Source organism: Micrococcus sp. KRD026, assembly GCF_017168445.1.
Lineage (GTDB): Bacteria > Actinomycetota > Actinomycetes > Actinomycetales > Micrococcaceae > Micrococcus > Micrococcus luteus.
In genome coordinates this window covers 1-13,913 of the sequence record NZ_JABFBA010000010.1, presented here as the reverse complement: position 1 = coordinate 13,913, position 13,913 = coordinate 1, and the positions used below count along the sequence as shown (strand labels likewise).

Sequence of the window (13,913 nt, the reverse complement as noted above, 5' to 3'; positions counted from 1 at the left end):
GCCCCGCTCACGTGCGGCCGGCCCAGCGGTACTCCTGCTCGGGCCGGCCACGGCCGCCGTGCCGGGCCGAGCGCCGCACCCGGCGGATCCGCTCGAGGTGCTCGAGGTAGCGCCGGGCCGTCACGCGGGAGATGCCCAGGCGCTCGCCCACCTCGGCCGCGCTCAGGGCGGTCTCCGGGTCCGCCCCCAGCAGCTCCACCACCTCGCGCAGGGTGCTCTCGGTCAGCCCCTTGGGCAGGGCCTCGGCGCGCCGCTCGCGGGAGACGCGGAAGACGGCGTCCACCTGCTCCTGGCCGTCGAGGGCGCCGTCGCCGGCCAGCATCGCCGAGGCGGCGCGGAACCCGCCCAGCCGATCCGCGAACTCGTCGAAGCCGAACGGCTTCACGAGGTACTGCGTCACCCCGTACGCGACGGCGCGGCGCACCACCGGCAGGTCGGTGGCCGCGGTGAGCGCCAGCACCCCGCCGTGGAAGCCGGCCGCGCGCAGTTGGCGCAGGAAGTCCAGGCCGTGCCCGTCGGGCAGGTTCATGTCCAGCAGGACGACGTCGAACGGGAAGCGCCCGTTGGCGTGCAGGCCCGCCGCGGCGACCTGCCGCGCGGCCAGCAGGGAACCGGCCACCGCGGCCACCTCGAAGCCCGGCAGCCGGTCCAGGTGCGCCACGTAGGTCTCGGCCGTCAGCTGCTCGTCCTCGACGACGAGCACCCGGTACGGGCGGGCGGTCATGTCTCCTCCTGGGGTGTGGGCTCGCGGGGCACCTCGACGGTGAACACGGTGCCGGAGTCGGTCGCGACGTCCACGACCCCGCCGGCCTCCTCCGCGATCCGCCGCGTCAGCCACAGCCCCATGCCGCGTCCGGCGGCGCCGACGGGCTTCGTCGACCAGCCCCGGTCGAAGAGCCGGCGGCGGTCCGCGTCGGAGGGTCCGGGGCCGCCGTCGGCCACCTGCACCACCAGGCCCGTGGCGTCCGAGACCACCTCGACGTCGACCCACCGGTCTACCGCGGACAGGTCCGGTGCGGCGGCCGCGTCGAGGTCGTTGTCCACCAGGTTGCCCAGCACGGTCAGCAGGTCGAGCGGGCGCAGCGGGGCGGGCGCGGTCAGCTCGGCGGACCAGGTCAGCGCCACCCCCCGCTCACGCGCCTGGGCGGCCTTCGCGTCGAGCAGGGCGGCGAGGACGTCGTCGGAGGCCTCCTCGTCCGCGGCGCGGCGGGACAGCACGGCCCGGGCCGCCTCCAGCCGGCCCGACTCCACGAGGGCGAGGGCGGTGTGCAGCTGGTTGGCGTGCTCGTGCGTCTGCGCGCGCAGCGCCGTGGTCAGGGTATGCGCCACGGTGAGCTCGTCGCCGAGCCGCTGCAGGTCGGTGCGGTCGTGCAGGACGAGCACGCGCGATCCCGCCGGGGCGGTGGTCACGCCCTCGCGGGCGGCCGCGGCGAGGGCCGTCGGCGGGACCGACCCGCCGGGGTCGGAACGGCCGGGCGCCCGCACGACACGCTGCTGCACCACGAGGACCCGCCCGCCGACGGCGAGGCTCGCCCGCGCCCTCCCAGCCGAGCAGGCGCGCGGCGGCGTCGTTGTGCAGGCGGACCCGCCCGTCCGGGGCGAGGACCACGACGCCGGCCTCGAGCGAGTCCATGGCCGTCTCCGCCAGCAGGAACTGCTCGGCGATCTGCTCGGGGCCGCGTCCGAGCGTCACCCGGTTCAGATACCGGCCCACGAGCCAGGCGACGAGCAGGCCGACGGCGGCCACGGCGGCCGAGCCCAGCAGGATGCCGGGGATCTGGGCCTGGGCCATGATGGTGACGTCGGAGATCTGCACGCCCATCGTGACCACGCCCAGGACGGTGCCGTCCTCCGGGTCCACGACCGGTGCGAGCGCACGCACCGACCGGCCCGCGGCACCGGTGCTCGAGAGCTCCACGACGGTGTCCCCGGCCACGACGGCGTCCACCGGCCTCGGGTAGCGGACACCGACCTGCTCGGGGCGCCAGCTCGCCAACCGCATCCCGTCCGGGTCCATCACGGTCAGCCACGAGACCTGTGCCTCGGCGATCCAGCCGTCGATCCCGGCCTGCAAGGCGGGGGCGTCGCCGGCCCGCAGGGCCGAGACGAGCGCGGGGTCGCGCGCCACGAGGGTGGTGACGCCCTGGACGTGGCGCTCCTCGACGCGCTGGGCCACCTCGCGGGCCTGGAGGTAGGCGCTCCACACGCTGAACAGGGCGATGGCCGCCACGAGCGCCACGTGGACCACGGCGATCCGCCGGGCGATCGACCACGGGTGGCGCATGCCTCTCCTCCCTCGGGCCGGCGACGCGCCGGTCCACCCCCACGATCCTGCAGTCCGTCGGCCGCCGTGACCACTATGACCGCAATCGTGACCGACACCACCCGGGGCCGCGAGAGTGGTCACATCCCTCCCGCGCCGTTGCGGACCGCTCGGCGGCGCCCCACCACCGCACAGAACGGAACGCCCGATGGCGCACACCCCACCGGCCGAGACCTCGGCCCCGCCGGCCCCGGCGACGAAGAAGGACCGCACCCACTGGCTGTACATCGCCGTGATCGCCTCGGTGGTGCTGGGCGCCGCCGTCGGCCTGCTCTTCCCCGAGTTCGGCAAGTCCCTCAAGCCGCTGGGCGACGGCTTCGTCTCCCTCATCAAGATGATGATCGGCCCGGTCATCTTCTGCACGATCGTCCTCGGCGTCGGCTCGATCGCCAAGGCCGCGACCGTCGGCCGCGTGGGCGGCATCGCCCTGGTCTACTTCATGGCGATGTCCACGTTCGCGCTGGCCGTCGGCCTCGTCGTCGGCAACCTCATCCACCCCGGCGAGGGCCTCAAGCTGACGCCCTACGACCCGAACAAGCCCCAGGCCGCGGCGGACGGCACCGTCCAGTTCCTGCTGGACATCATCCCCGGCTCCCTGCCGATGCTGCCCACCCTGTTCATCGCCCTGCTCGTGGGCTTCGCCCTGCAGCAGATGGGCCCGGCCGACGCCCCGCTGCTGCGTGGTCTCACGCTGATCCAGGGCGTCGTGTTCCGCATCCTCATGATGGTGATGTGGGTCGCCCCGATCGGCGCCTTCGGTGCGATCGCCGCCGTCGTCGGCTCCACGGGCTGGTCCGCGATCGGCGCCATGGCGCTGCTCATGGGCGCCTTCTACCTGACCTGCATCGCCTTCATCGTGGTGGTGCTCGGCACCGTCCTGAAGGTCGTGACCGGCCTGAGCATCCTGTCCCTCATGAAGTACCTGGGCCGGGAGTACCTGCTCATCTTCGCCACCAGCTCCTCCGAGACCGCCCTGCCCCGCCTGATCGCCAAGATGGAGCACGCCGGCGTGGACAAGTCCGTCGTGGGCGTGACCGTGCCCACCGGCTACTCCTTCAACCTGGACGGCACCGCCATCTACCTGACCATGGCCGCGCTCTTCGTCTCCAACGCGATGGGCGCGGAGATGAACCTCGGCGAGCAGATCGGCCTGCTGGTCTTCATGATCATCGCCTCGAAGGGCGCGGCCGGCGTCACCGGCGCGGGCATGGCCACGCTCGCCGCCGGCCTGCAGGCGCACCGACCCGAGCTGCTCGGCGGCATGGGCGTGATCGTGGGCATCGACAAGTTCATGTCCGAGGCCCGCGCCCTGACCAACTTCACCGGCAACGCCGTGGCCACGCTCCTCGTCGGCCGCTGGGTGGGCGAGCTCGACGGCGAGCGTGCCCGGCGCGTCCTCAGCGGCGAGCTGCAGTTCGACGAGGCGACCGTGGCCGGCCACGACGGCGCCGCGCACGACCCGCAGCAGTCCCCGACGATCGCCGAGCAGGCCTACGAGGGTCACCCCGACTCCAGCCTGAACTTCGCCATGGCCGCCGACGGCGACCGGAACCCCGCCCGCTGACGGAGGCGGCGGGCCCGCGCGGCACGCCGCACCGTCGACCACCGGCGACGCCGGGGACGAGCCTGGACACCGGCCCGTCCCCGGCGCCGCCGTCGTCCCGGGAACGCCAGGCACTAGGGTGGGGGAAGATCCGGACACGCCGACGACGGCGGCCGCGGCGCGCCGCGGCCCGCGGCCGGGCGTGCAGACCACCGTGGAAGGAGCCGGCGCCGCCGTGACCTCGAGAGAACCGATCCCCGTGATGACCATCCACGGCGAGCCCGTGCTCGGGCCCACCGGCCGGCCCAAGCACGACTTCCCCGAGCCCGCGCCCCTGACCTCGCACGGCCCGGCGCGGATCATCTCGATGGTGAACCAGAAGGGCGGCGTCGGGAAGACGACCTCCACCATCAACCTGGGCGCCGCGCTCGCGGGCTACGGCCGCAGGGTGCTCATGGTGGACTTCGACCCGCAGGGCGCCCTCTCGGCCGGCCTGGGCGCGAACCCGCACGAGCTCGACACCACGGTGTACAACGTGCTCATGGAGCGGTCCGTGACCGCGAAGGACGCGATCCTGTCCACGGACTTCGCGAACATGGACCTGCTGCCGGCCAACATCGACCTGTCCGCGGCCGAGGTGCAGCTCGTCAACGAGGTGGCCCGCGAGCAGGTCCTCGAGCGCGCGCTGCGCCAGGTCCGCGACGACTACGACGTGGTCCTCATCGACTGCCAGCCCTCGCTGGGCCTGCTGACCGTCAACGCGCTGACCGCCTCGCACGGCGTGATCATCCCGCTGACCGCCGAGTTCTTCGCGCTGCGCGCGGTCGCCCTGCTCGTCGAGACGATCGAGAAGGTGCAGGACCGGCTCAACCCGGACCTGGAGATCGACGGCGTGCTGGCCACGATGTTCGACCAGCGGACCCTGCACTCCAAGGAGGTCGTGGGCTCGCTGGTGGCCGGCTTCGGGGACCGCGTGTTCGAGACCGTCATCAAGCGGTCCATCAAGTTCGCCGACGCCACGGTGGCGGCCACGCCCATCACCCTGTTCGCCGAGAACCACGACGGTGCCAAGGCCTACCGGCAGCTCGCCCGCGAGCTGATCTGCCGCGGCGGCGCGCCGTGACCGTCCGCTGAGCGCCGACGACGCCGGCCCGGTCCCGTCTCGGGACCGGGCCGGTTCGCTGCGCGCTCGCGGCGGGGGAGCGGTGGCCGGGAGACGCGACGCCGCTGATCTGCGAGAATGGAGCCGGGCGTGTCCGTCTCCGGGCCGTCCCTCACCCCCTGACCCGTCCGCCGCCGGCCCGACCGGCGCCGTTGACGCGCACCCGAAAGGACGCCCTCCCCATGAACTCCCGCAAGCCGCGAGGCTCCGGACGCACCCCCGCCGTCGGTCGACGGGGCGGCCCGTTCCAGGAGCGCGACTTCCAGCGACAGATCGGTGCCCGCCGCGGCGCCGCCGCCCCCCGTGAGGAGGCCCCCTTCGACGAGGACGCCGTGCCGCGCACCCGCGGTCGCCGCGGCCGCGGCGCCGGCGCCGCCCGGGCCAAGGCCGCCCACCTCGACCGCATCCACGACGAGTCGGGCGAGCGCCTGCAGAAGGTGCTGGCCGCGGCGGGTGTGGCGTCCCGGCGCGTGAGCGAGGACCTCATCGCCGAGGGCCGCGTGGAGGTGGACGGCGTCGTCGTCACCGAGCCCGGCGTGCGCGTGGACCCGGCCACGGCCGTGATCCGGGTGGACGGCATCTCCGTGCAGACGGACGTGACCAAGCAGTACTTCGTCTTCAACAAGCCCCGCGGCGTGATCTCCACGATGGTGGACCCGGAGGGCCGGCCCTCGATCGCCACCTACCTCAAGCCCGGGCAGGAGCACCTGTTCCACGTGGGCCGTCTGGACAACGAGACCGAGGGCCTGCTCATCCTCACCAACGACGGCGAGCTGGCCAACCGCCTCACCCACCCCAGCTACGAGGTCCCCAAGACCTACGTGGTGCAGACCCGCGGCCCGCTGGCCAAGGGCGTCTCGAACCGGCTGCGCGAGGGCGTGGAACTGGAGGACGGCGTGGCGCAGGTCGACTCGTTCAAGCTCGTCGACTCGACGCCGGGCCACGTGCTCGTCGAGGTCGTGCTGCACTCGGGCAAGAACCGCATCGTGCGTCGCATGTTCCAGGAGATCGGCCACCCGGTCGAGCGGCTCGTCCGCGTCAAGGTGGGCCCCATCCTGCTGGGCGACCAGAAGCAGGGCACCGTCCGCGCACTCAACGCGCAGGAGCTGGGCCACCTCAAGGCCCTGGTCGGCCTGTGAGCGCGCCCGCCGAGTCCGCCGCCAAGCTCGGTGACGGCCCGGCCGGGATCCCGCAGCCCGTGCTCGTCCGGGGGACCGGTCTGCTGGGCGCCTCGATCGGCATCGGGCTGAGCGCGGCCGGTGTGGACGTGCGCCTGCACGACCCCTCGCCCGCCGCCCTGGCCGTGGCCGCGGACATCCGCGCCGGACGCCCCGCCCGCCTGGACGCCGAGGGCGACGACCTCGACGTCGCCCCGGGACTCGTCGTCGTGGCCGCGCCGCCGGACGTGACCGCCGACGTCGTGGTCGACTCGCTGCGCCGCTGGCCCGCGGCCGTGGTGGTGGACATCGCCTCGGTGAAGGAGGCGGTCGCCGCGGGCGTGCGCGCTGCCGTCGACGACGGCCGCCTGGCCCCGCAGGACGCCGACCGGTACCTCGGGACGCACCCGATGGCCGGCTCCGAGCGGTCCGGTCCCGTGGCGGCCCGCGGCACCCTGTTCACGCAGGCGCCGTGGGTGCTGTGCCCGACGGACACGACGCACCCGGGCGCCCTCGCGGCCGGTCGGGCGCTCGCGCGGACGCTGCAGGCCACCCCGTACCGGATGGCGGCCCGCGCCCACGACGAATCGGTCGCGCTGATCTCGCACCTGCCGCAGATCGCCGCCTCGCTCGTGGCCTCCCGCCTGCAGGACACCCCGGACCAGGCGCTCGCCCTGGCCGGCAACGGGCTGCGGGACACCACCCGGATCGCAGCGTCGGACCCGCAGCTGTGGGTGCAGATCCTCTCCGGCAACGCCGGGCGGATCGTGCCGGCGCTGCACGGGCTGCGGGCGGACCTGGACCGGCTGATCCGCACCCTGGAGGACCCCTCCGCCCCCGGGGCGCGGCTGGACATGGCGCAGCTGATCGCCGAGGGCAACGCCGGTCGGGCACGGGTGCCCGGCAAGCACGGGGCGCCGCCGCAGGCGTTCGCGGTGGTCACGGTGATCGTGGACGACGCCCCCGGGCAGATCGCGGCCCTCCTCGACGAGGTCGGCCGCACGGACGTGAACGTGGAGGACCTGCGGCTCGAGCACGCCTCGGGCCACCGGGTCGGCATGGTGGAGATCTCCGTGCTGCCCGGCCGCAGGGACGAACTCGTGGCGGCGCTGACCGCCGCCGGATGGAAGGTGGTCTGAGATGACCGAGCACACCCGCGACGACGTCGCACCCGCGCCGCTCGTGGTGGCGGTGGACGGCCCCTCGGGCTCGGGCAAGTCGTCCGTGTCCAAGGCCGTGGCCCGGCGTCTCGGCGCCGCGTACCTGGACACCGGCGCCATGTACCGCGCCGTGGCGTGGCACTGCCTGCACGAGGGCGTCGACCTGGCCGATGCGGAGGCCGTGGCGGCGGCCGCCGTCGCCATGGACCTGGACCAGTCCACCGACCCGGACGTCGAGGCCGTGCGGGTCGGCGGCACGGACGTCACCGAGGCGATCCGCGGCCCCGAGGTCACGGACACGGTCTCCACCGTCGCCGTGGTCATCCCGGTGCGCGAGGAGCTGCATCGTCGCCAGCGGGCGGCGATCGCCGCCGCGGGCCGGATGGTCGCCGAGGGCCGTGACATCACCACGGTGGTGGCCCCGGACGCCCACGCGCGCGTGCTGCTCACGGCCTCCGAGGCCGTGCGCACCGCCCGCCGCTCGGGCCAGCTGGCCGCGGCGGGGGAGACCGGCGTCGATGCCGGCACGCTGCACCGTCAGGTGGCCGGGCGCGACGCCCGCGACGCCACCGTGTCCACGTTCGACCGCCCCGCCGACGGGGTGGCGCTCGTGGACTCCACCGAGCTCGACTTCGAGCAGACCGTGGCGGCCGTCCTGGCCGCCGTCGAGGACCAGGCCGGCATTCCGGCCGTGAAGGGAGGCCGACGATGACCGAGAACCCCCAGCACCGCTCCGGTGAGGACGAGTTCGTCCCCGCCGGCGACGATCAGGTGGCCGAGCGGCTCGCCGCCATGACCGAGGAGGAGGCCGAGGCGCGCGCCGCGTCGCTGCGCGCCGGCCTCGAGGACTACGAGCTCGAGGAGGACGACGCCGCCCTCCTCGACGCGTGGCAGCTCGGGCCCGACGAGGACGTCGACGCGCCCGTGCCGCCCGTGCTGGCCATCGTGGGCCGGCCGAACGTCGGCAAGTCCACGCTCGTCAACCGCATCATCGGCCGCCGTGAGGCCGTGGTGGAGGACGTGCCCGGCGTGACGCGCGACCGCGTCTCCTACGACGCCGAGTGGAACGGCCGCGAGTTCACCGTGGTGGACACCGGCGGCTGGGAGCACGACGCCAAGGGCATCCACCGTCGCGTGGCCGAGCAGGCCGAGCTGGCCGTGGACGTGGCGGACGCCGTCGTGTTCGTGGTGGACGCCACCGTCGGCATGACGGCCACGGACGAGGCCGTGGTCTCGATGCTGCGTCGCAAGGACCGCCCGGTGATCGTGGCCGCCAACAAGGTGGACGACATGGTCCAGGAGGCCGACGCCGCCACCCTGTGGTCGCTCGGCTTCGGCTACCCGTACCCGGTGTCCGCGGTGCACGGCCGCGGCGTCGCGGACCTGTTGGACGCCGCGCTCGAGGCACTGCCGGAGGAGTCCGCCCACGGCGGTCTCGTGCCGCGCGGCGGCCCGCGCCGGATCGCCCTCGTGGGCCGGCCGAACGTGGGCAAGTCCTCGCTGCTGAACAAGCTGGCCGGCTCGGACCGCGTGGTGGTGGACGACCTGGCCGGCACCACGCGCGACCCCGTGGACGAGCTCGTGGAGCTCGGCGGACGCCTGTGGCGCTTCGTGGACACCGCCGGCATCCGTCGACGGCAGCACATGGCCCACGGCGCCGACTACTACGCGTCGCTGCGCACTGCCTCGGCCCTGGACCGCGCCGAGGTGGCCGTGGTGCTGCTCGAGGCGCCGCAGGTGATCTCTGAGCAGGACGTGCGCATCCTCCAGATGGTGCTGGACTCCGGTCGCGCCCTCGTGATCGCGTTCAACAAGTGGGACCAGGTGGATGAGGATCGGCGGCTCCAGCTGGCCAAGGAGATCGAGCGGGACCTGGCGCACGTCGCGTGGGCGCCGCGCGTGAACATCTCCGCGAAGACCGGCTGGCACAAGGACCGTCTCGTCCCCGCGCTGGACCTCGCCCTGGACTCATGGGACACCCGTATCCCCACGGGCAAGCTCAACGCGTTCCTCGGCGAGCTCGTGGCGGCCCACCCGCACCCGCTGCGCGGCGGCAAGCAGCCCCGCATCCTGTTCGCGACCCAGGTCTCGAGCCGGCCGCCCAAGTTCGTGCTGTTCACCACCGGGTTCCTGGACCCCGGGTACCGCCGGTTCATCGTGCGCCGCCTGCGCGAGACCTTCGGGTTCGAGGGCACGCCCCTCGAGATCGGGATGCGCGTGCGCGAGAAGCGCGGTCGCCGCCGCTGATCCGGCCCCGCCCCGACGACGTCCCTCGACCACCCGCGTCGGGGGACGTCGTCGTCCCGGCCGGCTCCCACCGTTCGTCCACCTTCGCCTCGTAGCCTGAGGGCATGAGCCTCATCCGACGTCGCCCCGCCGCCCTGTCCCTGGCCACCCTGGCCGCGCTCGCGCTGGCCGCATCCGGCTGCGCGGTCGACGACGGCGCGACCCGGGCCGCGCTGCAAAGCGCGGAGGACCGGCTCGCCCAGGCCGAGGACCGGATCAGCGAGCTGGAGGCGGACGCCTCGGACCGCGTGGACCTGGGGCAGCTGCGCCAGGAGGCCGAGGGCGCCCTCGAGGAGGCGGACCAGCGCGCCGCCGAGGTCGTCGAGGACCTGACGCGATCGCTGCCCTCCGGTTCGGACATCGTCGACGTCGAGGCCCTTCGGGAGGACGGGAAGGTGGTCATCGAGTACGGCCAGTCCCTGCTCGAGGCCGATCCCCAGGTTCTCGAGGACACGATGCGGGAGGCGGCGGACCGGGCGCGCGACGCCATCCCGGACCTGGAGGACGTCGAATTCCGCGTGGGGGACCGAACCTTCACGTTCTGAGCCTGCGACGGGGCTCCGTGAGGCCCCCGACACGCCCCTGCGACGCGCCCGGAACGGCGGATCGGAGCGGCTCAGCGTGTTACACTTCTCACGTGCGCGACTGCACCCTCAGTCATGAGAGGGTTCGTGCAGACCGCCAGGCCCACCGGTACGCCGGGGCCGCGGTCGCTGGGGGACTCTCGGTCGGGTGGCCCTCGGTCAAGGGATGAGGGGTTCACGTCTGTGAAGAGGACGTGGGCCCCTTGTTCACGTTTCGGGGGTGTCGCGCGGTTTGCCCCTGACAACGACGACCTGGCAGGCCCGCTTCCGATTCGCGCCCGGCGGTGCCGGTGGGGTATGCTCATCGGGTGCCGAAGCGCGGATGACCGCGATTCGCCACGGGCTATGGCGCAGCTTGGTAGCGCGCTTGACTGGGGGTCAAGAGGTCGTGGGTTCAAATCCCGCTAGCCCGACCACGTTCCCACGGGTCAGAGTCCGCATCTGACGAGGGAAAATGGAATGAGGCCCAGGTACTCCCTCGAGGGGAGCGCCTGGGCCTCTTTCCGTGCCTGACATATTCCTTAGCACAAACTGATCGAGACAGACCCTACGGTTCGGCGTTCGGCTCGACTTATATCCCCGGGAATTCAGAACTTCCTCAGTGGCCGAGCGGCTCGATCCAAAATCGATCTCGTCGGTGACCAGAGCGTTGGCCCTGAAGCCCCCTGGGTCTGATGGAGACTCGCGCTATTTGATTCCGACCAGCTGTTCGCGGCCGGCTTCGACAGCATAGAACGTGTCCTCGAACTCGGCGGGTGGGACGTCGCCGAGGTAGCCGTGGAGGCGTTGCGTGTTGTGCCAGGACACCCACCCGAGGGTCGCGAGCTCGAGGTCCTCGACCGTCCGCCAGGGACCTGGCCGTGCGGGTCCGCGGACGTGCTCGGCCTTGTAATAGCCGTTCACGGTCTCGGCCAGGGCGTTGTCATAGCTGTCCCCGACGGTCCCGATCGACGGTGTCGCTCCGATCTCGGCGAGGCGTTCGCCGTAGCGAATGGAGGTGAATTGAGACCCCGCGTCGCTGTGACAGCGCGGGTCCTCATGGCGAGCGCCGCGGGACCAGCGGGCCATCTCGATCGCGTCGAGGACCATCTCGGTGCGCATGTGTGACGCGCACCGCCACCCGACGATCATCCGGGAGAACGCGTCGACGATGAAGCAGACGTACGCGACACCGGCCCACGTCGGCACGAACGTCAGGTCGGTGACCCAGAGCCGGTTCGGGGCAGGCGCGGTGAACTCCCGCTTCACGAGGTCCGGGTGCCGCGCCGACGCCGGGTCCGGCCGGGTGGTCTTGACCCTCTTCGACCGCCGCGCACCCTCGATGCCTGCAGCGCGCATCAGCCGGGCGGCCTGGTCTCGGCCGATCATGATCCCCGCCCGGCCGGCGGCTTTCCAGAGCTTGCGGATTCCATAGACGCGGTAGTTCGTCTCCCAGAGCTCGACCAGCTGCGGGATCAGCTCCTCGTCCCGCACCGCGCGAGCCGAGGGGGCGCGGGTCTTGGCGGCGTAGTAGCTGCTCGGAGCCACCTGCAGCAGCCTGCAGATGAGCTCGACTCCGAGCCGGCGACCGTCGACCAGGTCATCCTTGTTCGCGTCGATGAACGCGACTACTTCCGGTAGTGGCGGTCGAGCTCCGCCCCGAAGAAAGACGCAGCACGCTTGAGGACCTCGTTGGCCCGCCGCAACTCCCGGACCTCCTGCTCCAGCTCACGCACCCGCTGCGCCTCAGCGCTGCTCACGTCAGAGGTGACGCCGTCGTCAATGTCGGCTTGCTTGACCCACATCCGCACGGACTCGACCCCGTACCCGAGCTGCGTCGCGACCCGATTGACGGTCCCATGCTCGGTCCCCAGCTCGGCACGCAGCGTCCTCACCATCCGGACCGCCGCGGCCTTCTCCTCCGGCGAATACCGACGCGTCGTCGGCTTCCCCGCTGTCTGCTCTTTCGGCATAACTCCATCCTCGTTTCCAAGGTCAGGAGTCTCCAACAAACCCAGGGCGCTTCAATCGGTCAGGAAGGCAGCAGGAGCACCTTGATGTCGTAGTCGAGCTTGCAGAGATAGAAGATCAACTCGACGACGGGACGGTGACTATCCCAGCGGGGCTGTGAGGGGCCGATCTCGCAGAACCTTGCGGCAAACTCAACCTTCTCGCGCGCGGCCGGGATCGATGCGCGGAAGGCCGCTTCATCCCATTGCTCTTCGCTCATACTCCCGACCGTAGCGGTGAGTACCGACACGGCCGTGGGAGCTCTCAGCCCCAGAAGATCGGATCCTGGTGGCTGCCGATGTAGTCGAGCAGACTCTGGACGTTCTTCGTCGGGCGCCTCTTCGTGTACTCGTGGAACTTCATGTGCCGGTCACGCCAGTAGATGCTCCACTGGCCGGTCTTGACGGTGTATCGCAGGCGCGCGACCGGGAACCGCGTCCAGTCGCCCTGCCCGTCCCACGGCGGCCGCGTCTCGATGATCGTGACGTGCCGGTCGGCGATCTCGGCTTCTACTCTCACCTGATCCCACAGGTGCTCGGGCACGCGTTCACGGCACCAGCGGCCGATGCGCAGCAGGTCGGTCTCGGGCATAGCCATGGTCAAGTCCTTTTGAGTGGTGTATCGAGGCTTTGTCGGGTTCCTCGTGGTCGGGTGGGTTGTCAGGCGGCGAGTGCCGCGTGGCCGGGGTCGTCGGTCATGGTGTCGCTGACCTGTAGGGCGGCTTGTTCAGCCGCGGCTTTCGCGGCTGCTTCGGCGAGCATCGTGTCGGTCGCGGTCAGCAATTCCAGGCTCATGTAGCGCCGTGATTCGGTCCATTCGTCGTGCTGCTCGGCCAGCACCGCGCCGAGGAGTCTAATCACCGCGACTCGGCTGGGGAAGATGCCGACGACGTCGGTGCGTCTCCGGATCTCCTTGTTGAGCCGTTCGTTCGGGTTGTTCGACCAGATCTTCTTCCACACCTCCTTCGGGAACTTCGTGAACGTGAGCACCTCATCGCGGGCGCCCTCGAGGTGCTCGGCAGCGGCCGGCAGATGGGTGGCCAGGCTGTCGATCATGTGCTCGTACTGGGCGATCACCGCCTCGACGTCGGGCTGGGTGTAGACGCTGTGCAGCAGCGCTTTCACCGCGGGCCACTGCGACTTCGGGCACACCGCCATCAGGTTGGCCGCGTAGTGGGTGCGGCAGCGCTGCCACTGCGCCGTCCCGAACACCGCCCCGGCCGCTTCGACCAGCCCGGCATGGGCATCGGAGGTGATCAGCTCCACCCCCGACAGGCCGCGGGCAGCCAGATCACGGAAGTGAGCCGCCCCCTTCATTCGGTCCGGACGTTCTGTGAGTCGTCGGTTTCCATTTGATGGGTGCACTGCCGAGCGTACTCGGCTGGGGTTAGGTAGCCGAGCGAGGAGTGAGCCGCCCCCTTCATTCGGTCCGGACGTTCTGTGAGTCGCCGGTTTCCATTTGATGGGTGCACTGCCGAGCGTACTCGGCTGGGGTTAGGTAGCCGAGCGAGGAGTGCCGGCGGTGGTGGTTGTACTCGTCCTTCCAGTCGCCGATGATGACCTGTGCGTGCAGCAGCGAGTAGAAGCTGTTGATGTTGAGGCACTCGTCGCGGATCCGGCTGTTGAACGACTCGACGTACCCGTTGCGCCACGGCGAGCCCGGAGGGATGTAGGACAGGCCGGTGCGGGTGCCGGCCCAGTCGGCCATCG

The 13,913-nt window shown here is 71.8% G+C and carries 13 protein-coding genes, 1 tRNA gene, 2 pseudogenes and 1 other annotated feature; of the genes and pseudogenes, 8 read left to right on the top strand and 8 right to left on the bottom strand.

What is annotated here, in order from left to right; all coding sequences use genetic code 11:
- Window positions 1–7: 7 nt before the first annotated feature.
- The 3 genes and pseudogenes from J1M40_RS04625 to J1M40_RS12965 all read right to left on the bottom strand — a co-directional run.
- Window positions 8–724, bottom strand: a complete 717-nt coding sequence (locus J1M40_RS04625; RefSeq protein ID WP_078025596.1) for a response regulator — start codon at window positions 722–724, stop codon at window positions 8–10.
- Window positions 721–1,503 carry an ATP-binding protein gene (locus J1M40_RS12970; protein ID WP_020628105.1) on the bottom strand — a complete coding sequence of 261 codons (783 nt, stop codon included), beginning with the start codon at window positions 1,501–1,503 and terminating at the stop codon, window positions 721–723. The genes J1M40_RS04625 and J1M40_RS12970 overlap by 4 nt, the downstream gene beginning before the upstream one ends.
- 76 nt (window positions 1,504–1,579) lie before the next feature.
- Window positions 1,580–2,284, bottom strand: a pseudogene (locus J1M40_RS12965) (cache domain-containing protein); the annotation flags it as partial.
- 187 nt (window positions 2,285–2,471) lie between these two features.
- Here J1M40_RS12965 and J1M40_RS04615 point away from each other — a divergent pair.
- From J1M40_RS04615 to J1M40_RS04580, 8 genes are all read left to right on the top strand, one after another.
- Window positions 2,472–3,887, top strand: a complete 1,416-nt coding sequence (locus J1M40_RS04615) for a cation:dicarboxylate symporter family transporter (RefSeq protein WP_206450496.1) — start codon at window positions 2,472–2,474, stop codon at window positions 3,885–3,887.
- Window positions 3,888–4,128: 241 nt separating this feature from the next.
- Window positions 4,129–4,989, top strand: a complete 861-nt coding sequence (locus J1M40_RS04610) for a ParA family protein (RefSeq protein WP_036338157.1) — start codon at window positions 4,129–4,131, stop codon at window positions 4,987–4,989.
- A gap of 221 nt (window positions 4,990–5,210) precedes the next feature.
- Entirely contained in the window at window positions 5,211–6,167 is a 957-nt protein-coding gene (locus J1M40_RS04605; protein WP_036315713.1) for a pseudouridine synthase, read from the top strand.
- A complete protein-coding gene (locus J1M40_RS04600; protein WP_020628100.1) occupies window positions 6,164–7,324 on the top strand; it encodes a prephenate dehydrogenase in 1,161 nt (386 codons plus the stop codon). Before J1M40_RS04605 ends, J1M40_RS04600 begins: the two co-directional genes overlap by 4 nt.
- Before the next feature lies 1 nt (window position 7,325).
- Window positions 7,326–8,057 (top strand): (d)CMP kinase, encoded by a 732-nt coding sequence (gene cmk, locus J1M40_RS04595; protein WP_002857424.1) that lies wholly within the window; start codon window positions 7,326–7,328, stop codon window positions 8,055–8,057.
- Window positions 8,054–9,592, top strand: a complete 1,539-nt coding sequence (gene der, locus J1M40_RS04590) for a ribosome biogenesis GTPase Der (RefSeq protein WP_020628099.1) — start codon at window positions 8,054–8,056, stop codon at window positions 9,590–9,592. The genes cmk and der overlap by 4 nt, the downstream gene beginning before the upstream one ends.
- Window positions 9,593–9,696: 104 nt before the next feature.
- Window positions 9,697–10,176 carry a hypothetical protein gene (locus J1M40_RS04585; RefSeq protein ID WP_020628098.1) on the top strand — a complete coding sequence of 160 codons (480 nt, stop codon included), beginning with the start codon at window positions 9,697–9,699 and terminating at the stop codon, window positions 10,174–10,176.
- A 378-nt stretch (window positions 10,177–10,554) separates the two neighbouring features.
- Window positions 10,555–10,631, top strand: a tRNA-Pro gene (locus J1M40_RS04580).
- 271 nt (window positions 10,632–10,902) lie between these two features.
- Here the strand turns inward: J1M40_RS04580 and J1M40_RS04575 are convergent.
- The 5 genes and pseudogenes from J1M40_RS04575 to J1M40_RS04555 form a co-directional block, all read right to left on the bottom strand.
- A protein-coding gene (locus J1M40_RS04575) for an IS3 family transposase (protein ID WP_223247548.1) occupies window positions 10,903–12,167 on the bottom strand; the annotation gives its coding sequence in 2 pieces (ribosomal slippage) (window positions 10,903–11,864 and window positions 11,864–12,167; 1,266 coding nt in all).
- Window positions 11,734–11,868, bottom strand: a sequence feature (AL1L pseudoknot). Its footprint overlaps the gene before it by 135 nt.
- 59 nt (window positions 12,168–12,226) lie before the next feature.
- On the bottom strand, window positions 12,227–12,424 hold the full coding sequence (locus tag J1M40_RS04570; protein WP_010078466.1) for a hypothetical protein: 198 nt from the start codon (window positions 12,422–12,424) through the stop codon (window positions 12,227–12,229).
- 44 nt (window positions 12,425–12,468) lie between these two features.
- Entirely contained in the window at window positions 12,469–12,801 is a 333-nt protein-coding gene (locus J1M40_RS04565) for a DUF3024 domain-containing protein (protein WP_036315702.1), read from the bottom strand.
- Between the two features lie 62 nt (window positions 12,802–12,863).
- A pseudogene (locus tag J1M40_RS04560) lies at window positions 12,864–13,502 on the bottom strand (transposase); the annotation flags it as partial.
- 121 nt (window positions 13,503–13,623) lie between these two features.
- The coding region (locus J1M40_RS04555) for an integrase core domain-containing protein (protein ID WP_206450495.1) at window positions 13,624–13,913 on the bottom strand (290 nt) is incomplete at its 5' end.

What these genes read in the sequence shown, in the direction of transcription:
- J1M40_RS04625 (WP_078025596.1), bottom strand. Translation starts at nt 724, where the DNA reads ATGACCGCCCGCCCGTACCGGGTGCTCGTCGTCGAGGACGAGCAGCTG.
- J1M40_RS04615 (WP_206450496.1), top strand. Translation starts at nt 2,472, where the DNA reads ATGGCGCACACCCCACCGGCCGAGACCTCGGCCCCGCCGGCCCCGGCG.
- J1M40_RS04610 (WP_036338157.1), top strand. Translation starts at nt 4,129, where the DNA reads ATGACCATCCACGGCGAGCCCGTGCTCGGGCCCACCGGCCGGCCCAAG.
- J1M40_RS04605 (WP_036315713.1), top strand. Translation starts at nt 5,211, where the DNA reads ATGAACTCCCGCAAGCCGCGAGGCTCCGGACGCACCCCCGCCGTCGGT.
- cmk (WP_002857424.1), top strand. Translation starts at nt 7,326, where the DNA reads ATGACCGAGCACACCCGCGACGACGTCGCACCCGCGCCGCTCGTGGTG.
- der (WP_020628099.1), top strand. Translation starts at nt 8,054, where the DNA reads ATGACCGAGAACCCCCAGCACCGCTCCGGTGAGGACGAGTTCGTCCCC.
- J1M40_RS04585 (WP_020628098.1), top strand. Translation starts at nt 9,697, where the DNA reads ATGAGCCTCATCCGACGTCGCCCCGCCGCCCTGTCCCTGGCCACCCTG.
- J1M40_RS04570 (WP_010078466.1), bottom strand. Translation starts at nt 12,424, where the DNA reads ATGAGCGAAGAGCAATGGGATGAAGCGGCCTTCCGCGCATCGATCCCG.
- J1M40_RS04565 (WP_036315702.1), bottom strand. Translation starts at nt 12,801, where the DNA reads ATGGCTATGCCCGAGACCGACCTGCTGCGCATCGGCCGCTGGTGCCGT.